This window comes from Sedimentitalea arenosa (assembly GCF_016428585.1).
GTDB classification, from domain to species: Bacteria; Pseudomonadota; Alphaproteobacteria; order Rhodobacterales; family Rhodobacteraceae; genus Sedimentitalea; species Sedimentitalea arenosa.
The window spans coordinates 140,656-163,682 of sequence record NZ_JAELVR010000009.1; the positions used below are offsets into that span (position 1 = coordinate 140,656).

23 protein-coding genes and 1 riboswitch are annotated in these 23,027 nt (G+C 68.6%); of the genes, 12 read left to right on the forward strand and 11 right to left on the reverse strand.

Translation table 11 applies throughout. The features are described 5' to 3' along the window. Positions 1-16 precede the first annotated feature (16 nt). The 4 genes from pcaD to JF290_RS13850 are packed head-to-tail and all read right to left on the reverse strand — an operon-like array spanning position 17 to position 3,332. A complete protein-coding gene (gene pcaD / locus JF290_RS13835; RefSeq protein WP_199025480.1) occupies positions 17-805 on the reverse strand; it encodes a 3-oxoadipate enol-lactonase in 789 nt (262 codons plus the stop codon). Between the two features lie 36 nt (positions 806-841). Then, positions 842-1,819, reverse strand: coding sequence for a threonine ammonia-lyase (locus JF290_RS13840; RefSeq protein WP_199025481.1), 978 nt, complete (start codon positions 1,817-1,819; stop codon positions 842-844). After that, positions 1,816-2,646, reverse strand: coding sequence for an alpha/beta fold hydrolase (locus JF290_RS13845; RefSeq protein WP_199025482.1), 831 nt, complete (start codon positions 2,644-2,646; stop codon positions 1,816-1,818). The genes JF290_RS13840 and JF290_RS13845 overlap by 4 nt, the downstream gene beginning before the upstream one ends. Continuing rightward, positions 2,646-3,332, reverse strand: coding sequence for a haloacid dehalogenase type II (locus JF290_RS13850; protein WP_199025483.1), 687 nt, complete (start codon positions 3,330-3,332; stop codon positions 2,646-2,648). Before JF290_RS13850 ends, JF290_RS13845 begins: the two co-directional genes overlap by 1 nt. A 263-nt stretch (positions 3,333-3,595) precedes the next feature. On the opposite strand from JF290_RS13850, the gene JF290_RS13855 reads away from it, so the two are divergent. Then, a complete protein-coding gene (locus tag JF290_RS13855; RefSeq protein ID WP_199025484.1) occupies positions 3,596-4,027 on the forward strand; it encodes an FKBP-type peptidyl-prolyl cis-trans isomerase in 432 nt (143 codons plus the stop codon). Between the two features lie 411 nt (positions 4,028-4,438). On the opposite strand, the gene JF290_RS13860 is transcribed toward JF290_RS13855, so the two are convergent. From JF290_RS13860 to fabA, 4 genes are all read right to left on the reverse strand, one after another. After that, positions 4,439-5,044 carry a VPLPA-CTERM sorting domain-containing protein gene (locus tag JF290_RS13860; protein ID WP_199025485.1) on the reverse strand — a complete coding sequence of 202 codons (606 nt, stop codon included), beginning with the start codon at positions 5,042-5,044 and terminating at the stop codon, positions 4,439-4,441. Positions 5,045-5,222: 178 nt separating this feature from the next. Beyond that, a complete protein-coding gene (locus JF290_RS13865) occupies positions 5,223-6,014 on the reverse strand; it encodes an enoyl-ACP reductase FabI (protein WP_199025486.1) in 792 nt (263 codons plus the stop codon). Between the two features lie 9 nt (positions 6,015-6,023). Further along, entirely contained in the window at positions 6,024-7,253 is a 1,230-nt protein-coding gene (gene fabB, locus JF290_RS13870; protein WP_199025487.1) for a beta-ketoacyl-ACP synthase I, read from the reverse strand. A 34-nt stretch (positions 7,254-7,287) separates the two neighbouring features. Next, complete coding sequence (gene fabA, locus JF290_RS13875) at positions 7,288-7,800, reverse strand: bifunctional 3-hydroxydecanoyl-ACP dehydratase/trans-2-decenoyl-ACP isomerase (RefSeq protein ID WP_199025488.1); 513 nt, start codon at positions 7,798-7,800, stop codon at positions 7,288-7,290. A 189-nt stretch (positions 7,801-7,989) separates the two neighbouring features. Here fabA and irrA point away from each other — a divergent pair, with 189 nt between their 5' ends. Beyond that, positions 7,990-8,406, forward strand: a complete 417-nt coding sequence (irrA, locus tag JF290_RS13880; RefSeq protein ID WP_199025489.1) for an iron response transcriptional regulator IrrA — start codon at positions 7,990-7,992, stop codon at positions 8,404-8,406. A gap of 14 nt (positions 8,407-8,420) precedes the next feature. Here irrA and JF290_RS13885 read toward each other — a convergent pair whose 3' ends face one another. Then, on the reverse strand, positions 8,421-9,323 hold the full coding sequence (locus JF290_RS13885; protein ID WP_199025490.1) for a LysR family transcriptional regulator: 903 nt from the start codon (positions 9,321-9,323) through the stop codon (positions 8,421-8,423). 88 nt (positions 9,324-9,411) lie between these two features. Between JF290_RS13885 and JF290_RS13890 the strand changes: the two genes are divergently transcribed. Continuing rightward, positions 9,412-10,209: a phytanoyl-CoA dioxygenase family protein gene (locus tag JF290_RS13890; protein ID WP_199025491.1), complete on the forward strand. Its 798-nt coding sequence runs from the start codon at positions 9,412-9,414 to the stop codon at positions 10,207-10,209. A gap of 54 nt (positions 10,210-10,263) precedes the next feature. After that, on the forward strand, positions 10,264-11,043 hold the full coding sequence (locus JF290_RS13895) for a potassium channel family protein (RefSeq protein WP_199025492.1): 780 nt from the start codon (positions 10,264-10,266) through the stop codon (positions 11,041-11,043). Positions 11,044-11,056: 13 nt separating this feature from the next. Here the strand turns inward: JF290_RS13895 and JF290_RS13900 are convergent, their stop codons facing one another. Continuing rightward, a complete protein-coding gene (locus JF290_RS13900) occupies positions 11,057-11,923 on the reverse strand; it encodes a hypothetical protein (protein WP_199025493.1) in 867 nt (288 codons plus the stop codon). 123 nt (positions 11,924-12,046) lie between these two features. Here JF290_RS13900 and miaB point away from each other — a divergent pair, with 123 nt between their 5' ends. From miaB to metK, 6 genes are all read left to right on the forward strand, one after another. After that, positions 12,047-13,366, forward strand: coding sequence for a tRNA (N6-isopentenyl adenosine(37)-C2)-methylthiotransferase MiaB (gene miaB / locus JF290_RS13905; protein WP_199025494.1), 1,320 nt, complete (start codon positions 12,047-12,049; stop codon positions 13,364-13,366). Positions 13,367-13,496: 130 nt separating this feature from the next. After that, the gene (locus tag JF290_RS13910; RefSeq protein ID WP_425503961.1) at positions 13,497-14,504 is read left to right on the forward strand and encodes a PhoH family protein; all 1,008 of its coding nucleotides are present in this window, start codon (positions 13,497-13,499) and stop codon (positions 14,502-14,504) included. A gap of 75 nt (positions 14,505-14,579) precedes the next feature. Beyond that, positions 14,580-15,092, forward strand: a complete 513-nt coding sequence (ybeY, locus tag JF290_RS13915; protein WP_199025496.1) for an rRNA maturation RNase YbeY — start codon at positions 14,580-14,582, stop codon at positions 15,090-15,092. Positions 15,093-15,113: 21 nt separating this feature from the next. Next, positions 15,114-16,028, forward strand: coding sequence for a hemolysin family protein (locus JF290_RS13920; RefSeq protein WP_199025497.1), 915 nt, complete (start codon positions 15,114-15,116; stop codon positions 16,026-16,028). Further along, complete coding sequence (gene lnt, locus JF290_RS13925) at positions 16,025-17,530, forward strand: apolipoprotein N-acyltransferase (protein WP_199025498.1); 1,506 nt, start codon at positions 16,025-16,027, stop codon at positions 17,528-17,530. The genes JF290_RS13920 and lnt overlap by 4 nt, the downstream gene beginning before the upstream one ends. A 38-nt stretch (positions 17,531-17,568) precedes the next feature. Further along, positions 17,569-17,618, forward strand: a riboswitch (SAM-SAH riboswitch). A 6-nt stretch (positions 17,619-17,624) separates the two neighbouring features. After that, complete coding sequence (gene metK / locus JF290_RS13930; protein ID WP_199025499.1) at positions 17,625-18,806, forward strand: methionine adenosyltransferase; 1,182 nt, start codon at positions 17,625-17,627, stop codon at positions 18,804-18,806. A gap of 40 nt (positions 18,807-18,846) precedes the next feature. On the opposite strand, the gene JF290_RS13935 is transcribed toward metK, so the two are convergent. Beyond that, on the reverse strand, positions 18,847-20,724 hold the full coding sequence (locus JF290_RS13935) for an amidohydrolase (protein WP_199025500.1): 1,878 nt from the start codon (positions 20,722-20,724) through the stop codon (positions 18,847-18,849). A 131-nt stretch (positions 20,725-20,855) separates the two neighbouring features. On the opposite strand from JF290_RS13935, the gene trmB reads away from it, so the two are divergent. Both trmB and aroA read left to right on the forward strand, forming a co-directional pair. Continuing rightward, a complete protein-coding gene (gene trmB / locus JF290_RS13940) occupies positions 20,856-21,557 on the forward strand; it encodes a tRNA (guanine(46)-N(7))-methyltransferase TrmB (protein WP_199025501.1) in 702 nt (233 codons plus the stop codon). Positions 21,558-21,672: 115 nt separating this feature from the next. Continuing rightward, positions 21,673-23,025 (forward strand): 3-phosphoshikimate 1-carboxyvinyltransferase, encoded by a 1,353-nt coding sequence (aroA, locus tag JF290_RS13945; protein WP_199025502.1) that lies wholly within the window; start codon positions 21,673-21,675, stop codon positions 23,023-23,025. Positions 23,026-23,027: the final 2 nt, after the last annotated feature.

The window sequence follows — 23,027 nt, forward strand, 5'->3', positions numbered from 1 at the left end:
TCAGCGCTCCTTGCCCCTAGACATGGCCGGTTTCGCGCAGGAAGCGGGTCAGGACCTCGGCGTATTCCACCGGGTTCTCGACGCAGGGCAGGTGGCCCGCGCCGCGGATCAGGTGGAACTGCGAGCCGGGAACCAGGTCGACGGTTTCGCGCACGAGGTCGGGCGGGGTCGAGCCGTCCTGATCGCCCGCGATGCCGAGCGTCGGCAGGCGCAACCCGCTGGTCGGGGTCATGAAATCGGTGCCCGAAATCGCGGCGGAACACCCGACATAGCCCACGGCCGGCTGGCGCACCAGCATGTTGCGCCAGAGCGCGAGGTCCGGGCTGGCGCGGAAGGATTTGCTGAACCAGCGCTCCATGACCGGGTCGGCGAGGCTTTCGATGCCGCCGGCCTCGATCGCGGCGATGCGGTCGTTCCACATCTCGGCGGTGCCGATCTTGGCCGCGGTGTTGGACAGCACCATCGCGCGCACGAGGTCCATCCGCTTGACCGCGAGGCCCTGCGCGATCATGCCGCCGATCGACAGGCCGACGAACAGGCAATCGCGCACCTTCAGGTGGTCGAGCAGCAATTCGGCGTCGCGCACCAGCGCGCCCATCGAGTAGGGTGCGGGCGGGGCCGAGGACAGACCGTGACCGCGCTTGTCGTAGCGGATCAGCCGCAGCCCGTCCGGCAGCAGCGGCAGCACCGCGTCCCAGAGCCTGAGATCGGTGCCCAGCGAGTTGGCGAAGACCATCGGCGCGCCGTCGGGATCGCCGTCGATACGATAATGAAGCTGGACCTCGCCCAGGTCGGCAATGTGCATGAACGCCCTCCGCTGATCGATCGGCGCGACCCTAGCCTAAGGCTCGAGCCTTGCCAACGCGTCGCGGAACACCGCAGGATCGACATTGCCGCCGGTGGCGACGGCGATCACCGCGTCGCCCTGCACCGCCTCGGGGTGGAAAAGGGCGGCGGCCAAGGCCACCGCGCCGCCCGGTTCCAGCACGATCTTGAGCCGGGCGAAGGCGAGCGCCATGGCCTGCAGTGCCTGCGCCTCGGTCACGACGAGGCCCGGCCCGCACAGCCGCTTCAGGATCGGGAAGGTGATCTCGCCGGGTTGCGGCGTCACGATGGCGTCGCAGAGACTGCCGGAGGTTCGGGCGTTGCGCTGGATCGACCCGGTGGCGAGCGAGCGGGCCACGTCATCGAACCCTTCTGGCTCGACCGTGCGGGCGCGCAGCCCCGGCGCGTGGCCTTCCAGCGCCAGCGCGATGCCCGAGGTCAGCCCGCCGCCGCCGCAGCAGACCAGAACGTCGCCCTCGGTCACGCCCTCGGCGGCGGCCTGGTCGGCGATCTCGAGCCCGGTGGTGCCCTGACCCGCGATCACCTGCGGCTCGTCGAAAGGCTTGATGAGGGTCAGGCCGCGCTCGGCGGCGAGGCGGTCGCCGATTGCGTCGCGATCCTCGGTTTCGCGGTCGTAGAGCACGATTTCGGCGCCCAGCGCACGGGTGTTGTCGATCTTCATGCGCGGGGCGTCGGCGGGCATGATGATGACTGCCGGTGCACCACGCGCCTGGGCGGCCCGGGCGACGCCCTGGGCGTGGTTGCCGCTGGAAAAGGCGATGACGCCGCGCGCGCGGGTATCGGGGGGCAGGGCCGAGACCGCCGACCAGCCGCCGCGGAACTTGAAGCTGCCGGTGTGCTGCAGGCATTCGGCCTTGACCAGCACCCGCCGCCCGGCGATTTCGTCGAGAAACGGCGAGGACAGCAGCGGTGTACGCCGCGCGTGGCCCGCAAGCCGGTCGGCGGCGGCGTGGATCATCGACAGGTCGCTCATGCGGTGTCCTTCAGGATGCGGCGGATCAGGTCCAGGCTTTCGGGTTCGTCGAGCAGCGGCACGTGGCCCCGGTCGGGCACCGTGACGGCGATCATCTCGGGATTGCGGGCCTGCATCGCGGCGAGTGTCTCGGCGCCGAGGATGTCGGAATTGGCACCGCGCAGCACGCCGAGCGGCTTTTCGGCGAGCGCGTCAAAGAGCGGCCAGAGGTCGGGGGGCGGACCGTCCTGCATCTGTGCCATCAGCGCGTCGCGCAGGCGCGGATCGTAAGTCAGGGCGAGGCCCGCGTCGGTCTGGCGGAACTGCGCGGCGGCCTGACGTTGCCAGATCTCGGGGGAAAGGCCGGGGAATTGCGGTTCGAGGGCCGCCTGCAGCGCCTGCGCCGCGTCGGCGAGGGTCCGGGCGGTCGGTGGGCGGCCCACGTAGTCGAGGATGCGGGCGATGCCCGCGGGCGCGACCTCGGGGCCGACATCGTTCAGGATCACCCCGGCGACGCGATCCGGCTGCGTCGCGGCCAGCGCCATGGCGATCAGCCCGCCGCGCGACGTGCCGAGGATCGTGACCGCGGCGAGGCCCAGATGGTCGAGCAGGTCGACCACATCCTGCGCCTCGCGCGGGACCGCGTAGCTGTTGAAATCGGGCGCAGGGTCGGACTGGCCGCGACCGCGGTAATCCATTGCGATCAGGCGCAGATCGCTCACATGGGGGGCGAGGAAGTCGAAGTCGCGCGTGTTGCGCGTGAGACCCGGCAGGCAGAGCAGGGGCTGGCCGGCGCCGGTGTCCTCGTAGTGGAGGGTGAGCCCGTCGGTGGTGATGAAACGGGCCATCAGCGCGCCGCCAGATCGGGGATGGAGGTCAGGTCGGACAGCACATGGGCCGGTGTCCAGGGCAGCCGGTCGACCGGATCGCCGGCGCGGTTGACCCAGGCGGTGGTGAAGCCGTAGCCGGTGGCGCAGGCGGCGTCCCAGCCGTTGGAGGAGACGAAGAGCACCTCGTCGTCAGGGCATCCGAAGCGCGCGCCGACGAGATCGTAGACCGCTGCCGCGGGCTTGAAGATGCCGACGGTTTCGACGGACAGGACATCGTCGAGCAGCGTGCCGATCCCCGCCGAGCGGATCGCGCCGTCGAGCATCGCGGGCGAGCCGTTGGAGAGGATCGCGGTCTGCTGCCCGCCGTCCTTGAGCGCGGCGAGCATGCCGGGCACCTCGGGATAGGCGGCGAGTTCCCAGTAGAGGTCCAGCAGGCGCTGGCGCAGGGCGGCGTCGCCGGCGAGACCGGCGGCCTCGAGCGCCCAGTCGAGCCCGTTCTGGGTGACCTCCCAGAAATCCGTGTGAGCGCCCGCGACCGCGCGCAGCCAGGTGTATTGCAGTTGCTTGAGGCGCCAGTGTTCGGCCAGCGTGCGCCAGCTGTCCGCCAGCGCCGGGAAGGCCGGGTCCCGGGCGGCGTGACGCGCGGCGGCGGCGACGTCGAAGAGGGTGCCGTAGGCATCGAAGACACAGGTGGTGATGGGCATCGCGGGCTCCAGATTTTGGCGCAGAGTGGCACAGGTGAAGCGGGGTTGGAAGCGCCGGAATGGCGCTGGTTCGGCGCGGGTGGGGGCGCTGCCCCCGTCGCCTGGCGGCGACTCCCCCGGAGTATTTTTCCAAAGATGAAAAGGGGTTGGCGGGCAGGGGCGGGGGCGCGGGTTTACATGCGGGGATGAGGGGTTAGGTTGGGCGTTCCTGCCCGGCCCCACGGTCTGGCCAAACGCGACACAGAGCCCAAGGGGGAGATACCATGACCCAGGCCAAGACAGGCGATACCGTGCGTATCCATTATACCGGAACCCTTCAGGACGGCAGCACCTTCGACAGCTCGGAAGGCCGCGACCCGCTGGAATTCGAGGTCGGATCGGGGCAGATCATACCCGGTCTGGACGGCGCGCTGCCTGGCATGGAGGTGGGTGAGAAGAAGGTGGTGAACGTCGCCTGCGAGGACGCCTATGGCCCGGTCCAGCCGGGGATGCGTCAGGCGGTGCCGCGCGAGAGCATTCCGCCGGAGATCGACCTGCAGACCGGAATGCAGCTGCAGATGCAGTCGAGCGAAGGGCAGGTGCTGCCGGTGACCGTGGTCGAGATGACCGAGGAGAAGGTCACGCTGGATGCGAACCATCCGCTGGCGGGGCAGGACCTCGTGTTCGAGATCGAACTGGTCGCGGTCGGGGAGTAACACCGCCGGCGCACGATTTTTTCCGAAAGCGCGTTAACGCCCTTGTTTTCATGGGCGGGTGGCCTGTGCCATGCGTGCAGACTCCGTGCATACCGCGTGCATACGCGGCGTGTGGCTTTGCTGTGCAGCGCAGCGTTGACGCGGCGCGCGGTGCAGGGAGGTGCCCGGTGCGGGAAGCTGTGTCGGGATGCCAACCCGGAAGGGCAGCGGAGAGACCGCGCACTCGAACCGGAGCCATCCTGTTGCGGTCTCCGCCACGGGTCGCCAGGCGGTGGACATGAGGATCGGCCTGCCGGGAATGGTCGAGACGCATCGCAGGGTTCAGCGTGGAACCTTGGGTCCGTCCAGGTCATCGGCGATCCCGAGGCAGGGTGCGGTCGCTCGCCCGCGCTCGCGCGGTTCGGGGCGCGTTCAGGTTGCGCCTGAGCGCGCATGGCGCAGGCACCGCAGCGCGCCGAGACTGCCGATACCGCCCAGGAGCAGCAACAAGCTGGCCGGGAGTGGAATCGGAGCGATATCCGCGGTTTCATAGGTCAGAGAGACGGTGCCGTAGCCCGGCTGTCCCAGAAACGGCACCCCGGTTCCGGCATACCAGAGCCCGGTGAACCCGCCTTCGTCCGCGAACAGCGCGAGGTCGAAAGCGACCGGGGCACCGACGAAGGAGGATGCGTCGACCCCGAGCGCGCGCAGGTCGGCGGAGAAGGTGAGAAAATTCTCGGACTGCCCGAGCGCCATGCTCGCCAGCGCTGTGCCGTTCAACAGGACGCTCGCGAAGGCCTCGGCTGCGGTCAGATCGTTCACGAGGATGCGGGAATCGATCGACAGGGTGGCCGAGACGAGCCCTGCGGGATCGCCGGAAAACGGATCGAGGAAGAGCGAGTCGGTGACGGTCGTATTGGTCACGACGGCCGAGAACACGAAAGCCCCGGTGACGGTTTCAGTGGCCGCGTGGGCGGAACAGGACACCGTCAGCGCGGCAAGACCCGAGGCTGCGAGACGGGACAGGTCCAGGGACATGGCTGCCTCCTGTCGGTTGATGTCGCCCGGTTGCCTTTCGCGGCAAAATCATGGCCGATTTTGCGGTTTTTCGCAATCCGGCCGGACCCGGGCGCCGGTCGTCGGATGCCCGAAGCTGGGTCGCGCACCGCGCGGCGGGCCACCGGTGGCAAAGCAGGTCGTGGCGCCTGGCCCGGTCTCAGAGGTATTCGGATTGGGGCATGCCGAGGACGTGGTAGCCGCCGTCGACGCGGATGATTTCGCCCGTGGTGCAGGCGCCGGCGTCGGAGACGAGGTAGACCGCGGTGCCGCCCACCGCCTCGAGCGTCGCGTTGGCGCGCAGCGGGGCGTTCTGGTCGGTGTGCTTGTAGGTGCGGCGCGCGCCGCCGATGGCGGCACCGGCCAGGGTCTTCATCGGGCCCGGCGAGATCGCGTTGACGCGGATGCCTTCGGGGCCGAGATCGTTGGCCAGGTAGCGCGTCGCGGATTCCAGTGCCGCCTTGGCGACGCCCATGACGTTGTAGTTCGGCACCACCCGGTTGCTGCCCTGGTAGGTCAGGGTGATCAGCGTGCCGCCGTTCTCGACCATCAGGGGATGGGCGCGGCGGGCGATCTCGATGAAGGAATAGGCGCTGATGTCCAGCGAGTTCTTGAAATTGGCGCGGCTGGTGTTGAGGAACCGCCCGGTCAGTTCGGACTTGTCGGAATAGGCGATGGCGTGGATGACGAAATCGATGGTCGGCCAGCGCGCCGACAGGGCGTCGAAAGCGGCGTCGAGCGAGGGATCGTCGGTCACGTCGACATCGACCATGAAATCGGAGCCGACCGAGGCGGCCAGCGGTTCGAGCCGCTTGCCGAAGGCGTCGCCCTGGTAGGTGAAGGCCAGGTCGGCCCCCGCCTCGTGCAGGGCGCGGGCGATGCCCCAGGCGATCGAGCGATCATTGGCGACGCCCATGACGAGGCCGCGTTTGCCTGCGAGTGAAGTGGTCATGTCCCGATCCTATCCGTTGAATTTCGACAGGATCATCGATCCGTTGGTGCCGCCGAATCCGAAGCTGTTGGTCATCACGCTGTCCAGCCCGGCGTTCTCGACCATGTCCAGCGCGATCTCGGACGGATCCAGCGCCGGGTCGAGGGTTTCGACGTTGATCGAGCGGGCGATGAAGTCGTTGTCGAGCATCAGGAGGCTGAAGATCGCCTCGAGCGCGCCGGCCGCACCCTGGGCGTGGCCGGTCATCGACTTGGTCGAACTGATCGGGGGCGTCGTGCCTTGCCCGAAGACGCGGCGCACGGCCTCGACCTCGCCGACATCGCCCACCGGCGTGCTGGTGCCGTGGGCGTTGATGTAGCCGACGCGGCGCTCTTCGGGCAGGGTCGCCAGCGCCAGCCGCATGGCCCGTTCGCCGCCTTCGCCGGAGGGGGCGACCATGTCGTGCCCGTCGCTGGTGGCGCCGTAGCCGGTGACCTCGGCATAGATCTTGGCGCCGCGCGCCCGGGCGTGCTCGAGGTCTTCGAGCACCACGATGCCGCCGCCGCCCGAGATGACGAAGCCGTCGCGGTCGGCGTCGAAGGCGCGCGAGGCGCGCTGCGGCGTGTCGTTGTACTTGCTGCTCATCGCGCCCATCGCGTCGAACAGGCAGGAGAGGGTCCAGTCGAGTTCTTCACCGCCGCCGGCGAACATCACGTCCTGCTTGCCCATCATGATCTGTTCGGCGGCGTTGCCGATGCAGTGCAGGCTGGTCGAGCAGGCGGAGGTGATGGAATAGTTGATTCCCTTGATCTTGTAGGCCGTGGCGAGGTTGGCCGAGATCGTCGAGGACATGCATTTGGGCACCGCGAAGGGGCCGATGCGCTTGGTCGCGCCGGATTTCAGCACCGTCTGGTGCGCGGTCAGCATGGCGCTGGTCGAGGGCCCGCCGGAGCCGGCGACGAGGCCGGTGCGCGGGTTCACGATGTCGGAGTCGTCCAGCCCGGCGTCGGCGATGGCCTCGGCCATGGCGATATGGGCATAGGCGGCGCCCGGTCCCATGAAGCGCAGGGCGCGCTTGTCGACGTGGTCGGCGACGGTCAGCTTGAGCGTGCCGGCCACCTGGCTGCGAAAGCCGTGTTCGGCCATGTCGGGGCTGGCCTCGATTCCGGACGTGCCCGCCTTGAGCGCGGCCAGGACCTCGGCTGCGTTATTTCCGATGGACGAGACGATCCCCAGCCCGGTTACAACGACGCGACGCATCGGCGCTCTCCCTCTTGGCGGCCCTGACGGGCAATCAGGCCTGGGCGGTTGCCAGGCCCACCTTCATGTCCTTGACGGCATAAATCTCTTCGCCGTCGGCGACAACCCGTCCGTCGGCGACGCCGAGCTTGAGCTTGCGGTCGATGATCCGGGTCATGTCGACGTAATAGGTCAGCATCTTGCGGTCGGGTTTGACCATGCCCTTGAGCTTGACCTCGCCCACGCCCATCGCCATGCCCTGGCCCAGCATGCCGCGCCAGCCGAGGTTGAAGCCGGTGAGCTGCCACAGCCCGTCAAGGCCGAGGCATCCGGGCATGATCGGGTTGCCGGGGAAGTGGCACTTGAAGAACCACAGGTCGGGATGGATGTCGAACTCGGCCACTACGTGGCCTTTGCCGTGGCTGCCGCCGTCGGCGCTGATCTCGGTGATGCGGTCCATCATCAGCATCGGGGGTTCGGGCAACTGGGCGTTGCCGGGGCCGAACAGTTCGCCACGGGCGCATTTCAGCAGGCCCTCCTTGTCAAAACTGTTGGGATACTGGGACATTCCGCCGCCTTTCCTGCCTGTGCTCGCTGCCGTTTCCGGAATCCGTCTAACACCGCCGTCGCGCTTCCCGCAAGGGCGCGCGGCGCGTCGGGGTGTGGCGTCTTCCTGGCAGTTGCGACTGAATTTCATTTGAAATCGTGCCGCCGGACGCCCTATATACAGGGTCAGGACGACAACCGGGATACAGACATGACGCAGAAGGCCATCAAATCCGCGACCAGCTGGCTGAACTCGGCCGGGCTGCGGCCGACGCGTCAGCGGCTTGCGCTGGCCGAGTTGCTGGTCGGCGACGGGCAGCACCGCCATGTCACCGCCGAGAGCCTGTTCGAGGCGGCGCGGGAGTCCGGCGCATCGGTGTCGCTGGCGACGATCTACAACACCCTGCGCGCGTTCTGCGATGTCGGGTTGATGCAGGAGGTCACGGTGGATGGCTCCAAGAGCTATTTCGACACCAACACCCATGATCATCCGCATTTCTACTGGGAAGACGAGGGCCGCCTGTCCGACGCGCCGTCGGATGAACTGGTGATCACGCGGCTGCCGGATGCGCCCGCCGGGGCCGAGATCGCCTCGGTCGACGTGGTGATCCGCCTGCGCCGCACCTGACCTTGTCCTGAGCGTCACCCCCACGCCGCGCCGAGACCGCCCGCGAGCGCCGACAGCACGCCCGCGCGCTGCGGCGGCAGCGGGGCGGTGCCATGGCGTGCGAGGATGATCGGTTCGACCGCCGCGGGGTCGCTGACGGGAATCGCCACCACCGGACGTCCGTCATAGCTGAGATGGCCGGGCGGGCGGCTGTGGCTGAGCCCGATGCCTTCGCCATGCGCGGCGAGGCTGCGCAGGATCTCGAGCGAGGCGGCGCGGTGCACGACGCGCGGGCGCAGGTCACGCTCGCGGAACAGCGCCAGAACGTGCTGGGCGGACATGCCTTCCTGGAACAGGATCAGCGGATGGTCGGCGAGGGTGGCGAGGTCGATCTCGGACCGGGTGGCGAGCGGGTGGTCGGCGGCCACATGGGCGCAGGGCACCGCATGGGCGAGCGTATGACGGTCGAACCCGGCGTCGAGCCCGAGGTCGTAGGTCACGGCGAGATCGACCTGCCCGTCGATCATCGCGGTGGTCAGCGCCTGAAACCCTTCGACCCGGTAGCTGACCGCGATGCCCGGGAAGTTGCGGCGCATCAGGTTCAGGGCCGGGGCCAGCAGGAAGGGCGCGAGATCGACGAAACAGCCCAGCACCAGCGATTGCGGCGCGGGCGCGTCGGGTTCGGTCCGCTCGAGCCGCGCGGCGCGGGCGAGCAGGTCTTCGGCCTGGCGCACGAAGTCGCGCCCCTCGGGCGTCAGCACGAGGGCTGCGCCCTTGCGGCGGAAGAACAGCGTCTTGCCGAGCCGTGATTCGATGCGCGAAAGCGCGGCCGATAGCGCGGGCTGGGAGACGTTCACGTCATCGGCGGCGGCCGACAGGCTGCCTTGGCGGGCGATCGCGGTGACGTATTCGTACTGGCGCAGGGTCAAGTATAACATGAGATTATATGTGCCATCGGAATATATGAATTGAAACATCCAAGACGATTGGGCAGGACGGGGCGACGCAGCCCGAAGGAGAGATTCCATGCCCCACCCGCTCGTGACCCGTGACGACATCGACACGTTCCAGCGCGACGGGGTCGTGCTGATCCGCGGCCTGTTCGCCGACCATGTCGAGACCCTGCGCGCCGGTGTCGCGCGCAACATGGACGCGCCCGGCCCCTATGCTTCGGAGAACCGCAAGGAGGGGCATACGGGGCTGTTCTTCGACGATTACTGCAACTGGGAGCGCATCCCGGAATTCGCCGAAGCGATCCGCGAGTCGCCCGCCGCCGCGGTCGCCGCCGACCTGATGCAATCCGACAGCGTGCAGCTGTTCCACGATCACGTTCTGGTCAAGGAACCCGGCACCTCGATGCCGACCCCCTGGCACCAGGACGGGCCCTATTACTTCGTGCAGGGCCGCCAGACCGTCAGCTTCTGGTCGCCGCTGGACCCGGTCCGCGAGGCCAGTCTGCGCTGCGTGGCCGGATCGCACCGCTGGGAAAAGGACGTGCTGCCGACCCGCTGGGTCGCGGAGTCGGCCTTCTTTGCGGACGAGGGCCAATACATGCCGGTGCCGGATCCCGAGGCCGAGGGGATGCGGATCGTCGAGTTCGAGATGCAGCCCGGCGACGCTGTGGCGTTCGACTATCGCACGCTGCACGGTGCGCGCGGCAACACCAGCGCCACGCGGCGGCGGGCCTTCTCGCTGCGGCTGGTGGGGGACGACGCGCGCTATGTCGAGCGGCCGGGACCGACCTCGCCGCCGTTTCCGGGGCACGGGATGCAACCGGGCGAGCGGCTGCGCGAGGACTGGTTCCCGGTCCTGCTGCGCGCCTGAGGCGGCAACAAAGCACTTGAACCGGGGTCGAAAACCCGGCTTGCTTCGGGGATCATGCGCGAGTCCCTGAAACAGTTCCTGTCGTCGCTCTACCTGGGCTACAGCCCGCGCGCCAAGTGGTTCCGCTATGGGCTGATCGCCTTTGACACCCTGACCATCCTGTTCTTCGTCGCGACGGTTGCGGTGCCGCTGACGCCGACGCTAGTGGTCGTGAACACGGTGCTGGGGCTGCTGATCCTGGCGGATTTCGGGGCCCGGCTGTGGCTGGCGACGGACCGGCGCAAGATGCTGCGGCAGCTCTACACGATCGCCGACCTGGTGGTGATCGTCACGCTGCTGATCGCGCCGCTGTTCGACCTGCACGACCTGGCCTTCCTGCGCATCCTGCGCGGGTTGCGGCTGATCCATTCCTATCACCTGCTGCGGGATCTGCGCCAAGACAGCCGGTTCTTCCGCCGTCACGAGGACGCGCTGCTGGCGCTGGTCAACCTGATCGTCTTCGTCTTCGTCACCACTTCGGCGGTGTTCGCGCTGGCGGCCGACGAGGGCGCCGGGCCGGAGGGCTATGTCGATGCGCTCTATTTCACCGTGGCGACGCTCACCACCACGGGATACGGCGACATCACCCCCACGACGGTCACCGGCAAGCTGTTGTCGGTGGTCATCATGGTGGTCGGCGTCGCGCTTTTCGTGCAACTGGCCAGCGCGATCATCCGCCCGACCAAGGTGCGTTTCAAATGCCCGGAATGCGGGCTGATGCGGCATGATCTCGACGCGGTGCATTGCAAGCATTGCGGCGAGACGCTGAAGATCGAGACACAGGGCGCGACCTAGGCGAGGCGTCCGGTCAGAACCATTGGCCCGGTTCCATCAGGCCGAGATCGAGCAACTGGCGCGACGTCCATTCGAACGCGGTGGAATTGTGCCAGCGAAACGTGTCGATGGCGAAGGCGGAACCCGGGTTGCGCTTGAGCGCCTTGGCGGTGCGGAACGAACAGACCGCGGCGGTCAGGTTGTGATGCCAGGGGCAGGCATAGGTGTTGTATTCCTCGTCGTTCAGCGTGTGATCGGGACGCAGGCGCAGCCCGCGCCGGGCCCGGAACAGCGAGATCCGGTCGATCTTGCGGCTGGCGGGGGGGATGTGTTCCTCGAACCGCCAGCGCAGCCCGCCGTGGAAGTCGAGCTGCCGGTCCAGCGCGATGTCGCTGTCCGGGGCCGTGCGGGCCAGCGCGTAGTAGCCCGAGCGGTCGAGATAGGCCTGGTCCATCGACACGGCGTTGGGATCGCGCGCCAGGTCGCCGGCGTAGAGGTCGATCACGTAGGTCAGCATGGCGTCGCGCCGCTCCTGGGCGTGGAACTCGACCATCTCGCCGATGCTGCGCGTCTCGCAGAAGGGATAGAACAGGAATTCGGCGTTGTAGCAGTAGTGCAGCCAGGCGCCGGGAGCGGCCTCGATCACCCGATTGACGGCGTCAAAGACCGCCTGCGGGGCCGAACAGTCGAACCGGATGCGTCGCACCCGCGCCGCCACGTCATCGCCCAGCGCGAAGGCATCGGGCATCAGGGCCAGCACCGGCGCGAATCCGCGGTCGCAGAGATGGCGAAGGGTGGCATCGAGGCCGACCTCGTCCTCGGCGAAGACGAGCGCCACGGGACCGCGGGCCAGGTCGCTGCGGTGCTGGGTCAGGAACCCCTCCAGCGTCGGATGACTCATGCGGTGTGCCCGGTGCGTGTCATTCTGGTGTTCTGCGTCAGACTCGGTTAATTCCCGGTGCATTGCAAGCCGTCCCCATCCGGTCTAGACGAGGCCGCCCGTTCCAACCCGGAGGCCAAGCCCATGAGTGCCACGAAGAAGCTCTTCATCAAGACCTATGGCTGCCAGATGAACGTCTATGACAGCGAACGCATGGCCGAGGCGCTGGGCGGGCAGGGCTATGAGCAGACGCAGTCGCCGGACGATGCGGACATGATCCTGCTCAACACCTGTCACATCCGCGAGAAGGCGGCGGAGAAGGTCTATTCCGAACTGGGTCGCTTCAAGGGGCTGAAGGCCGCGCGGCCCGATCTCAAGATCGGCGTGGCGGGCTGCGTCGCGCAGGCCGAGGGCGAGGAGATCATGCGCCGTCAGCCGATGGTCGACCTGGTGGTCGGCCCGCAGAGCTATCACCGCCTGCCCGAGATGGAGGCGAGGACGCGCGCGGGGGAGAAGGCGCTCGACACCGATTTCCCCGAGGAGGACAAGTTCGAGAAGCTGAAGAGCCGTCCCAAGGCGCCGCGCGGCCCGACCGCGTTCCTGACCGTGCAGGAAGGCTGCGACAAGTTCTGCGCCTTCTGCGTCGTGCCCTACACCCGCGGGGCCGAGGTCAGCCGTCCGGCGGACCGCATCCTGACCGAGGCGCGGGACCTGGTCGAACGCGGCGTGCGCGAGATCACCCTGCTGGGGCAGAACGTCAACGCCTATCACGGGGCCGGCCCGGAGGGCGACATGACGCTGGCGCAGCTGATCTGGGCGCTCGACAGGATCGACGGGCTCGAGCGCATCCGCTTCACCACCAGCCACCCAAACGACATGAGCGACGATCTGATCGAGGCGCATGGCACCTGCGCCAAGCTGATGCCCTATCTGCACCTGCCGGTGCAGTCGGGCAGCGACAGGATCCTCAAGCGGATGAACCGGAGCCACACCGCCGAGAGCTACCTGCGTCTGATCGAGCGCATCCGCGCGGCGCGGCCCGACATCCTGCTGTCGGGCGATTTCATCGTCGGCTTTCCCGAAGAGACCGAGGCCGATTTCCAGGCCACGATGGATCTGATCGAGACGGTGGAGTACGGCTCGGCCTATTCCTTCAAGTACTCGACCCGCCCGGGCACGCCGGCCGCCGAACGCGCGCAGGTCGACGAGGACTCCAAGACCGACCGGCTGCACCGGCTGCAGGCGCTGATCACCCGCCAGCAGCGCGCGCTGCAGGATGCGATGGTCGGGCGCGTGGTCAACGTGCTGTTCGAGAAACCCGGCCGCCTGGAGGGCCAGATGGTCGGCAAGTCCGACTACCTGCACGCGGTGCATGTGCGCGACCCGCAGGCGCGGGTGGGCGACCTGCTGCCGGTGCGCATCGTCGAGTCCGGCACCAATTCGCTGGCCGGGCTCCCCGCCTGACCGCTTGCGCGGCAGCACGCCGCCCGCCCCGTTACAAAATGGTTGAAGACCGGTGCTATCGCTTGCATGGCGCCGCGGAACTTGGCACCCTTTGATCACAACGCCTGACATGGCAGCACAGGAGAGCGGATTGGCCACAAGCGCCCTGACCCCACCGCAGACCGGAACGGCCCCCACCGAGGTGCTGATCGAATTTCCCGACAATCGCCTGCTGATCGACCTTTGCGGAGAATACGACCGCAATCTCGCCGATATCGAACAGAAGACCGGCGTCCAGATCGTCCGCCGCGGCAACCAGCTCGCGATCATGGGCGAGGAGGACAGCCGCAGACAGGCCGGCGAGGTGCTGCACGCGCTCTACGAACGGCTCGAAACCGGGCGCGACGTGGAAACCGGCGACATCGACCGCGAATTGCGCCTTGGCGGCGGCGACAGCTACACCGGGGCGCGCGACGGCGACCAGCTCGAAATGTTCAAGGGCGGCAAGGTCGAGATCAAGACCCGCAAGAAGCTGGTCGAACCCCGCACCGCCGCGCAGCAGGCCTATGTGCAGGCGCTGTTCGAAAACGAGCTCGCCTTCGGCATCGGCCCGGCGGGCACCGGCAAGACCTACCTGGCCGTCGCGGTCGGCGTGAACATGTTCATCGGCGGCCATGTGGACCGGATCATCCTGTCCCGCCCGGCGGTCGAGGCGGGCGAACGGCTCGGCTTCCTGCCCGGTGACATGAAGGACAAGGTCGATCCCTACATGCAGCCGCTCTACGACGCGCTGAACGATTTCCTGCCCGGCAAGCAGCTGGCCAAGCTGATCGAGGAGAAACGCATCGAGATCGCGCCGCTCGCCTTCATGCGCGGGCGCACCCTCTCCAACGCCTTCGTGGTGCTGGACGAGGCGCAGAACGCCACCTCCATGCAGATGAAGATGTTCCTGACGCGGCTCGGCGAGGGCAGCCGCATGGTGATCACCGGCGACCGCACCCAGATCGACCTGCCGCGCGGCGTCCCCTCGGGCCTTGCCGATGCCGAACGGCTGCTCAAGACGATCCCCAAGATCAGCTTCAACTATTTCACCTCGAAAGACGTGGTGCGCCACCCGCTGGTGGCCGCGATCATCGAAGCCTACGAGGCCGACAGCTGACCGCGCGCGGCTTTTCATCTTCGTGACAATACTCCGGGGGCGCGGGGGCTGGCCCCCGCTCCGACAGGGGCCAGAATGCAGATCGACATCATCGAGGACGACCCGCGCTGGACCGCGCTGACCCTGCCCGGCCTGGCCGAGGCGGCGGCCATTGCCACCTTCGCGCGGCTCGGGATCGACGCGGACGGCTGCACGCTGTCGCTGCTGGCCTGCGACGATGCCCGCATCGCCGAGCTCAACGCCGAGTTCCGCGGCAAGCCGCAGCCGACCAACGTGCTGAGCTGGCCCGCCGCCGATCTGGCCGCGGCGGACCCGGGCGCCGTCCCGGCCGCGCCCGAGCCGGATTTCGCCGGCGAGACCGAGCTTGGCGACATCGCCATCGCCTGGGAGACCTGCGCGCGCGAGGCCGAGACCGCGGGCAAACCGATGGCCGATCACGTCACCCACCTGCTGGTGCACGGGCTGCTGCATCTGCTGGGCTATGACCACGTTCGTGACCCCGATGCCACTCTGATGGAGCGACTTGAGGTCGAAATACTTGGCAGACTGGGTCTGGATGACCCATATAGGGACAGGACGGGGCCCTAGGCCCCCTTTCGGACAGGACAGATGGGCGACACAGACGACAGTTCTAACGCGGCGCAACGCGCGCAGTCCCAGGACCAGACGACCCCGGATCATTCGGACGACCCGGACGCCGAACAGGCGGAACCTTCTGAACGGTCAGGCTTTTTCGGCCGCATCATCGAGGCGTTCACCCCGGCGGACGCGCCCGATCAGGAGTCCGGCGGCTCCGGCGGGTCGCGTGCGCACGGCATGATCAACCTGCGCCGGATGCGGGTCGAGGACGTGGCGATTCCCACCGCCGATATCGTCGCCGTGGCCAGCACCATCGGCAAGGAGGACCTCGTGCAGGTGTTCCGCGACAGCGGCATGACCCGGATTCCGGTCTATGAGAACACGCTCGATACCCCGGTCGGCTTCGTCCACCTGAAGGATTTCGCGCTGACCCATGGCTTCAACGGCGGCAGCGTGCCGTTCGACCTGGACTCGATGCTGCGCCCGCTGCTCTTCGTGCCGCCCTCGATGCCGATCGGGGTGCTGCTGGCCAAGATGCAGACCGAACGGCGGCACATGGCGCTGGTGATCGACGAGTATGGCGGGGTCGACGGGCTGTTGACCATCGAGGACCTGATCGAACAGGTGGTCGGCGAGATCGAGGACGAGCACGACACCGACGAGGACCAGACCTGGGTGCGCGAGAAGCCGGGCTGCTACATCGCGCTGGCCAAGACGCCGCTGGCCGAGTTCGAGGCCGAGATCGGCCAGTCGCTGACCGATCACGACCAGGTCGACGAGGAGGAGATCGACACGCTCGGCGGCCTCGTCTTCATGCTCTCGGGCCGCGTGCCGACGCGCGGCGAGGTGGTGCCGCATCCCGACGGACCCGAATTCGAGGTCATCGACGCCGATCCGCGCCGGATCAAGCGCCTGCGGGTGCGGCTTCCCGACCACGCGACGTGACCGGCACGGACAGGCGCCGGGGGGCGGCCCGGCTCGCCCTCGCGGCCGGCGCGGGGGCGTTGGCGGCGTTCGGCCTCGCGCCCTACGGGATCTGGCCGCTGACCCTGCTGGCGCTGGCGCTGTTGCCCTGGCTGCTGACCGGGCCGGCGCGGTGGGTGGCGGCGCTCGGCTGGGCCTTCGGCACCGGGTATTTCGCCCACGCACTGATCTGGATCGTCGAGCCCTTCCTCGTCGATGTCGAGCGGCATGGCTGGATGGCGCCCTTCGCGCTGGTCTTCCTCGCCGCCGGGCTGGCGCTGTTCTGGGGCGCGGCCTTCTGGGCGGCGGCCCGGTTCGCGCAGACGTCCCTTGCCCGCGCGGGGATGCTGGTTGCGACCTGGTCGCTGGCCGAGGCCGCGCGCGGAACGGTGCTGACCGGGTTTCCCTGGGCGGCCCCGGCTCAGGTCTGGGTCGGCACCTGGGCGGCGCAGCTGCTGGCCTGGATCGGTCCGCACGGGCTGACCGCGCTGACCCTGGCCGCCGTCCTGCTGCCGGCGGCGGCGCTGCATGGGCGCCAGCGCCCGGGTCGGGCCGCGGCGAGCCTGCTCCCCGCCGCGGCCCTCGCTCTGCCGGCGCTCTGGCTGGGTCAGGCGCTGCCGGGCGAGATGCCGTCCACGGGGACGGTGCGGCTGGTGCAGCCCAACGCTCCGCAGGATCAGAAATGGGATCCGGCGATGATGCCGGTCTTTTTCCAGAGGCTGATCGACTATACTGCCGCGCGGCCGCATCCCGACCTGATCGTCTGGCCGGAAACCGCGGTGCCGACGCTGCTGGAATACGCCGCGCCGACCTTCGAGGTGATGGCCGATGCCGCCGGGGGCACGCCGATGGCGGTCGGCATCCAGCGCAGCGAGGGGCCGCGCAGCTACAATTCGCTGGTGCATCTGGACGGCGCGGGGCGGATCGCCGCGATGTATGACAAGCATCACCTCGTGCCGTTCGGCGAGTACATCCCCGGCGGCGACATCGCGGCACGGTTCGGCCTGCGCGGCTTTGCGGCGCAGGAGGGCGACGGATACAGCGCCGGGCCGGGGCCTCAGGTCATCGCCTTCGGCAAGCTGGGGCTGGGTCTGCCGCTGATCTGCTACGAGGCGGTGTTCCCGCAGGACAGCCGTGGCACCGCCGAGCGGCCAGATTTTCTGCTACAGATCACCAATGACGCCTGGTTCGGCGAGTTCGCCGGTCCCTACCAGCATCTCGCGCAGGCGCGGATGCGCGCGATCGAGCAGGGTCTGCCCATGGTCCGCGTGGCCAATACCGGGGTTTCGGCGATGATTGATCCCCAAGGCCGGATAATCGCCGAGATCGGACTGGGACAGGCCGGTTTCGTCGATGCGCCGCTGCCCGCCCCGCTGCCGCCCACGCTCTATGCGCGCACCGGCGATCTTCCGGCGATCCTGGCGCTTCTGGCGCTGGCGGGCGGGATCGGGGTGACGAGATCGCGCGCGGGCGGGCGCGTTTAAGCGATTGACCCCGGCGAGACACGGCCTTAACCCGAGTCTGCCCGCCACAACGGCTTCCTGACGTGGTGGGGTAAACCTCAATGGAGCACTTTTCATGTCCCGCAATACGTACACGTTCACCTCGGAATCCGTTTCCGAGGGCCACCCCGACAAGGTCTGCGACCGGATTTCCGATGCCGTTCTCGACGCCTTTCTGACCGAGGAACCCGAAGCCCGCGTCGCCGCCGAGACCTTTGCCACCACCAATCGTGTCGTGATCGGGGGCGAGGTGGGCCTGTCTGACAAGGACAAGCTGACCAAGCTGCGGGACGACCTGTCGCATGTGGTGCGCGATTGCATCCGCGACATCGGCTACGAGCAGGACAAGTTCCACTGGAAGGATGTCGAGATCACCAACCTGCTGCACGAGCAGTCGGCCCATATCGCCCAGGGCGTGGTCGGCAGCGAGGGCCGCGAAGAGGGCGCGGGCGACCAGGGCATCATGTTCGGCTTCGCCACCAACGAGACCCCGGCGCTGATGCCGGCGCCGATCCAGTATTCGCATGCGATCCTGCGGCGGCTGGCCGAGGTGCGCAAGGATGGCAGCGAGCCGGCGCTGGGTCCGGACGCCAAGAGCCAGCTCTCGGTGCTGTACCGTGACGGCGAGCCGGTCGGCGTGAGCTCGGTCGTGCTGTCGACCCAGCATATCGACCCGGACCTGACCAGTGCCGACATCCGCGCCATCGTCGAGCCCTACATCACCGAGATCCTGCCCGACGGCTGGCTGTCCGCCGAGACCGTCTGGCACGTGAACCCGACCGGCAAGTTCGTGATCGGTGGCCCGGACGGCGATGCCGGCCTGACCGGGCGCAAGATCATCGTGGACACCTATGGCGGCGCGGCACCGCATGGCGGCGGCGCGTTCTCGGGCAAGGACCCGACCAAGGTGGACCGCTCGGCCGCCTATGCGGCGCGCTATCTTGCCAAGAACATCGTCGCGGCGGGGCTGGCCGACAAGGCGACGCTGCAGCTGAGCTATGCGATCGGCGTATCCCGGCCGCTGTCGATCTATGTCAACAGCCACGACACCGGGCAGGTGCCGGACGAACGGATCGAGGCGGCGGTCGCCAAGGTGATGGACCTGACGCCGCGCGGCATCCGCAATCACCTGCAGTTGAACCGGCCGATCTATCAGCGCACCGCGGCCTATGGCCATTTCGGCCGCGAGCCCGAGGCCGATGGGGGCTTCAGCTGGGAGCGCACCGATCTGACCGAGGCGCTGAAACAGGCGGTCTGACCGGCGTCCACACGGACGCGGCCGCCGGCGTGCCCGGCGGTCAGTTGCCGGCGGTGGCCGCCAGCACGGCGTCGTTCAGCGACTGAAGCATCATGTGCAGCCCGTGATCGGGGCCATGGCCGTGACGGTGCCGCCCCGCGGTCCGGGCCGAGGCGACACGGATCAGCGTGCCGAGCCCGTCCTGCGGCCCGGGCTGCAGGCGTCCCTCGTCCTGCGAAGCGCGGTCGTGGATGGTGACGCCCTCCTTGATCGTCTGTTCGACCACCAGCTGGTCGAGGTCGTCGGTGGGCACGGCGGTCGGATCGGCGGACAGGATCACCAGGTCGGCCAGCTTGCCCACCTCGATCGAGCCCTTGTGGTGGTCCTCGTGGTGGTGCCAGGCGGGCCAGAGCGTCATCGCCTTGAGCGCGGTCATGACGTCGATGCGCTGATCGGGGCCGATGATGTCGCCCGTCCGCGAGCGCCGCGTCACGGTGGCGTCGAGCACCCGCATCGAATCGGGCAGTGCGACCGGGGCGTCGGTGTGGCTGGAAAACCGCATGCCGCGCCGGTGGACCCAGCCGGTCGGCGAGATGTCGTCGGCCAGCGCCGGTCCGACCGTGTGGTCGCGGTGCCAGTCGCCCCAGTAGAACGTGTGCATCGGGAACAGCGAGGGCGTGATGCCGAGCGTCTTCATCGCGTCGACCTGGTCCTCGCGCAGGAACTGGCCGTGGATCAGCACCGGGCGCAGGTCGCCATCGGTGCCGTGCCGGTCCTGCGCCTGCCGGTGCGCGGCGATCAGCAGGTCCGAGGCCGCCTCGCCATTGGAGTGGGTGATGATCTGCACGCCCGAACCGTAGGCCCAGTCGATCGCACCGGTGACCTGTTCGGCGGTGGCGGCGGGATAGCCGACATAGCCGGCCGGGTAGTCGCCCACAGGATCATAGTAGGGCCGGTCGCGCCAGGCGGTGAAGCCCTGCGGCGATCCGTCGATGGTCAGCTTGGCCCCGGCCACGCGGACGCGGTTCTCGTAGTCGGGCGAGACGTTGGCGGCGATCCAGTCGCGATCGACCAGAACGTCGGGATAGGTCACGACATCGATGGCGAACCCGTCTTCCCGCGCGACCTCGCGCAGGATCTCGACCGTCTGGGGGATCGACCGGCCTTCCTCGGCGCTGGTGAAGCCGAACCGGGCCCAGAGGTCGGCCCCGGCGCGCGTCATTTCCTTGAACCCGTCGACGCCCACCCGCGACAGCAGGCTCACCACGACCGGGATGTGCGCGGTTTCCTCGAGCACGCCGTTGGGCGTGCCGTCCGGGTCGCGCCGGATGACCCCGCCCGCAGGGTCGGGCGTGTCGGCGGTGAGGCCGGCGACGTCCAGCGCCTTGCTGTTGCCGGCGCCCAGGTGGCCGGACTGGTGGATGAGGTAGATCGGGATCTCGGTCGACACCTTGTCGAGGTCGTGGCGTGTCGGGTGGCGCTGCTCGGCGAGCATGGCGTTGTCATAGCCGAAGCCGATGATCAGGTTGACCCGCTCCACCACCTCGCGGTTGGTCTCGACCCAGTCGCGCAAGGTCTGCAGCAGCGAGTCGATATCGGTCACGTCGCCGTCGGGCGGTGCCAGCAGGTTGGCCGACAGCGCCTGCAGGCCGCCCATCATCACGTGGGCATGGGCGTCGAAGAAGCCCGGGATCAGGGCGCGCCCGTCCAGTTGCGTAAGTTCGGTGGAGTCGCCGCGATGCACCATGATCTCGGCCTCGGGGCCGACCGCGATGATGCGCCCATCCAGAACCGCGACCGCCTCGGTGCGGGGCCGGGTGTCGTCCATGGTCAGAACCGGGCCGCCGAAAAAGATTCGATCGGCGATCTCCTGGGACAGCGCCGGCAGGGGCAGGCAGGGCAGAAGCGCCAGAACGGCGGCGAGTGACGAGCGCGGCATGCGGTATCCTTTCGGGTGCGGCGGTTGAAGATACCCTAGGCGGTGCGTGCCGTTTCCGGCAAGTCCCGCCCGCGCTGATCGGTGTCATGCGGCGCTTGCGAGCCTTGGTTCCGGCGGCTACACCGCGCGCCATGACACACAAGGACCGCCCGCACCGCAATTTCTATGGCCGCCTCAAGGGCAAGGCGCTGAAGCAGAGCCAGAAGACCTATCTGGACGAGGATCTTGCCGCGCTGTCGCCGGGCGCGGTCAACTGGGAGGACAACCCGGAGCGGGTGCCGCTCGACCTCGCCCAGCTGTTCGGCGGGCGCGAGGTCTGGCTGGAGATCGGCTTTGGCGGCGGCGAGCACATGGTGCACCAGGCGGCGGCCAACCCGGAGGTCGGCATCATCGGGGCAGAGCCCTATATCAACGGCGTCGCCATGCTGCTGGGCAAGATCCGTCGCGCCGGGGTCGAGAACCTGGCGGTGCATCCGGGCGATGCGCGCGACCTGATGGACGTGCTGCCGGAGGCGTCGATCGCGCGCGCCTTCCTGCTCTATCCCGACCCGTGGCCGAAGAAGCGCCACCATCGCCGCCGCTTCGTCACGCCCGAACACCTGGAGCCGCTGCACCGGGCGATGGCGCCGGGGGCCGTCCTGCGGGTGGCGACGGATATTCCGGACTATGTGCGCCAGACGCTGGAAGAGGTGCCGCGCGCAGGCTTCACCTGGATGGCGGAACGGCCCGAGGACTGGCGCGCCCCCTGGGACGACTGGTTGTCGACCCGCTATGAACAGAAGGCGCTGCGCGAGGGCCGTGTGCCCCATTACCTGACTTTCCGCCGCGTGTGAGGGCGGGCGTCGCCCGGGGGCTTTCCGGCTGCGCAGACGCCCGGCGCGAAGGCGTGTGGACCCGGCTTGTGGCTTGCGCTAAAGCGGGTGCGGTTGACTTTCTGAAAGGCGCGCAATGTCCGCTCACGGCTCTCCCACTCCCATGATGTCCTCGCCCAGCGGGCCGCTTTCGGGCGTGGCGGACGTGCCCGGCGACAAGTCGATCTCGCACCGGTCGCTGATCCTGGGTGCTATGGCGGTCGGCGAGACGCGGATCACCGGCCTGCTGGAAGGCGAAGACGTGCTGGACACGGCGCGCGCGATGCGGGCTTTCGGCGCCGAGGTGACGGATCACGGCGGTGGTGCATGGTCGGTGCATGGCGTCGGCGTCGGCGGGTTCGCCGAGCCGGGGCAGGTCATCGATTGCGGCAATTCCGGCACCGGCGTGCGCCTGATCATGGGCGCGATGGCGACCAGCCCGATCACCGCGACCTTTACCGGCGATGCCAGCCTGAACAAGCGCCCGATGGCGCGTGTGACCGACCCGCTGGCGCAGTTCGGCGCGCAGGCGGTGGGGCGCTCGGGCGGGCGGTTGCCGATGACGATCGTCGGCGCGGCCGATCCGCTGCCGGTGCGTTACGCGGTGCCGGTGCCCTCGGCGCAGGTGAAATCCGCCGTGCTGCTGGCCGGTCTGAACGCGCCGGGGCGGACCGTGGTGATCGAGAAGGAGGCGACGCGCGACCATACCGAGCGGATGCTGGCCGGGTTCGGCGCCGAGATCGCTACCGAGGATACCGAGGAGGGCCGCGTCATCACCCTGACCGGCCAGCCCGAATTGCGCCCGCAGGAGATCGTGGTGCCGCGCGATCCGTCGAGCGCGGCCTTCCCGGTCTGTGCGGCGCTGATCGTGCCGGGATCGGACGTCCTGGTGCCGGGCATCGGGCTGAACCCGACGCGCGCCGGGCTGTTCACCACGCTGCGCGAGATGGGCGCCGATCTGACCTATGAGAACGCGCGCGAAGAGGGCGGCGAGCCGGTCGCCGATCTGCGCGCGCGCTATTCGCCGGACATGAAGGGCATCGACGTGCCGCCGGACCGCGCGGCCAGCATGATCGATGAATACCCGGTCCTGTCCGTGGTCGCGGCCAATGCGAGCGGCGTCACGATGATGCGCGGTGTCGCGGAGCTGCGGGTCAAGGAAAGCGACCGGATCGACGCGATGGCCGAGGGGCTGCGCGCCAACGGCGTCGCGGTCGAGGAGGGCCCGGACTGGTGGTCGGTCACCGGCCACGGCCCCGGATCGGTCGCGGGCGGGGCCACCTGTGCCAGCCGGCTGGATCACCGGATCGCCATGTCCTTCATGGTGCTGGGCATGGCGGCGCAAGCGCCGGTCACGGTGGATGACGGCGGTCCGATCGCCACGTCCTTCCCGATCTTCGAACCGTTGATGGGCCGGCTGGGCGCCGCGCTGTCGCACCCGGCGGGCTGAGC

Coding starts and splice junctions, on each gene's coding strand:
- aroA (WP_199025502.1), top strand. CDS start 21,673: ATGTCCGCTCACGGCTCTCCCACTCCCATGATGTCCTCGCCCAGCGGG.
- ybeY (WP_199025496.1), top strand. CDS start 14,580: ATGCAGATCGACATCATCGAGGACGACCCGCGCTGGACCGCGCTGACC.
- JF290_RS13895 (WP_199025492.1), top strand. CDS start 10,264: ATGCGCGAGTCCCTGAAACAGTTCCTGTCGTCGCTCTACCTGGGCTAC.
- miaB (WP_199025494.1), top strand. CDS start 12,047: ATGAGTGCCACGAAGAAGCTCTTCATCAAGACCTATGGCTGCCAGATG.
- fabA (WP_199025488.1), bottom strand. CDS start 7,800: ATGTCCCAGTATCCCAACAGTTTTGACAAGGAGGGCCTGCTGAAATGC.
- trmB (WP_199025501.1), top strand. CDS start 20,856: ATGACACACAAGGACCGCCCGCACCGCAATTTCTATGGCCGCCTCAAG.
- JF290_RS13840 (WP_199025481.1), bottom strand. CDS start 1,819: ATGAGCGACCTGTCGATGATCCACGCCGCCGCCGACCGGCTTGCGGGC.
- irrA (WP_199025489.1), top strand. CDS start 7,990: ATGACGCAGAAGGCCATCAAATCCGCGACCAGCTGGCTGAACTCGGCC.
- JF290_RS13845 (WP_199025482.1), bottom strand. CDS start 2,646: ATGGCCCGTTTCATCACCACCGACGGGCTCACCCTCCACTACGAGGAC.
- JF290_RS13885 (WP_199025490.1), bottom strand. CDS start 9,323: ATGTTATACTTGACCCTGCGCCAGTACGAATACGTCACCGCGATCGCC.
- JF290_RS13860 (WP_199025485.1), bottom strand. CDS start 5,044: ATGTCCCTGGACCTGTCCCGTCTCGCAGCCTCGGGTCTTGCCGCGCTG.
- fabB (WP_199025487.1), bottom strand. CDS start 7,253: ATGCGTCGCGTCGTTGTAACCGGGCTGGGGATCGTCTCGTCCATCGGA.
- JF290_RS13890 (WP_199025491.1), top strand. CDS start 9,412: ATGCCCCACCCGCTCGTGACCCGTGACGACATCGACACGTTCCAGCGC.
- pcaD (WP_199025480.1), bottom strand. CDS start 805: ATGCACATTGCCGACCTGGGCGAGGTCCAGCTTCATTATCGTATCGAC.
- JF290_RS13935 (WP_199025500.1), bottom strand. CDS start 20,724: ATGCCGCGCTCGTCACTCGCCGCCGTTCTGGCGCTTCTGCCCTGCCTG.
- JF290_RS13850 (WP_199025483.1), bottom strand. CDS start 3,332: ATGCCCATCACCACCTGTGTCTTCGATGCCTACGGCACCCTCTTCGAC.
- metK (WP_199025499.1), top strand. CDS start 17,625: ATGTCCCGCAATACGTACACGTTCACCTCGGAATCCGTTTCCGAGGGC.
- JF290_RS13855 (WP_199025484.1), top strand. CDS start 3,596: ATGACCCAGGCCAAGACAGGCGATACCGTGCGTATCCATTATACCGGA.
- JF290_RS13920 (WP_199025497.1), top strand. CDS start 15,114: ATGGGCGACACAGACGACAGTTCTAACGCGGCGCAACGCGCGCAGTCC.
- JF290_RS13900 (WP_199025493.1), bottom strand. CDS start 11,923: ATGAGTCATCCGACGCTGGAGGGGTTCCTGACCCAGCACCGCAGCGAC.
- JF290_RS13865 (WP_199025486.1), bottom strand. CDS start 6,014: ATGACCACTTCACTCGCAGGCAAACGCGGCCTCGTCATGGGCGTCGCC.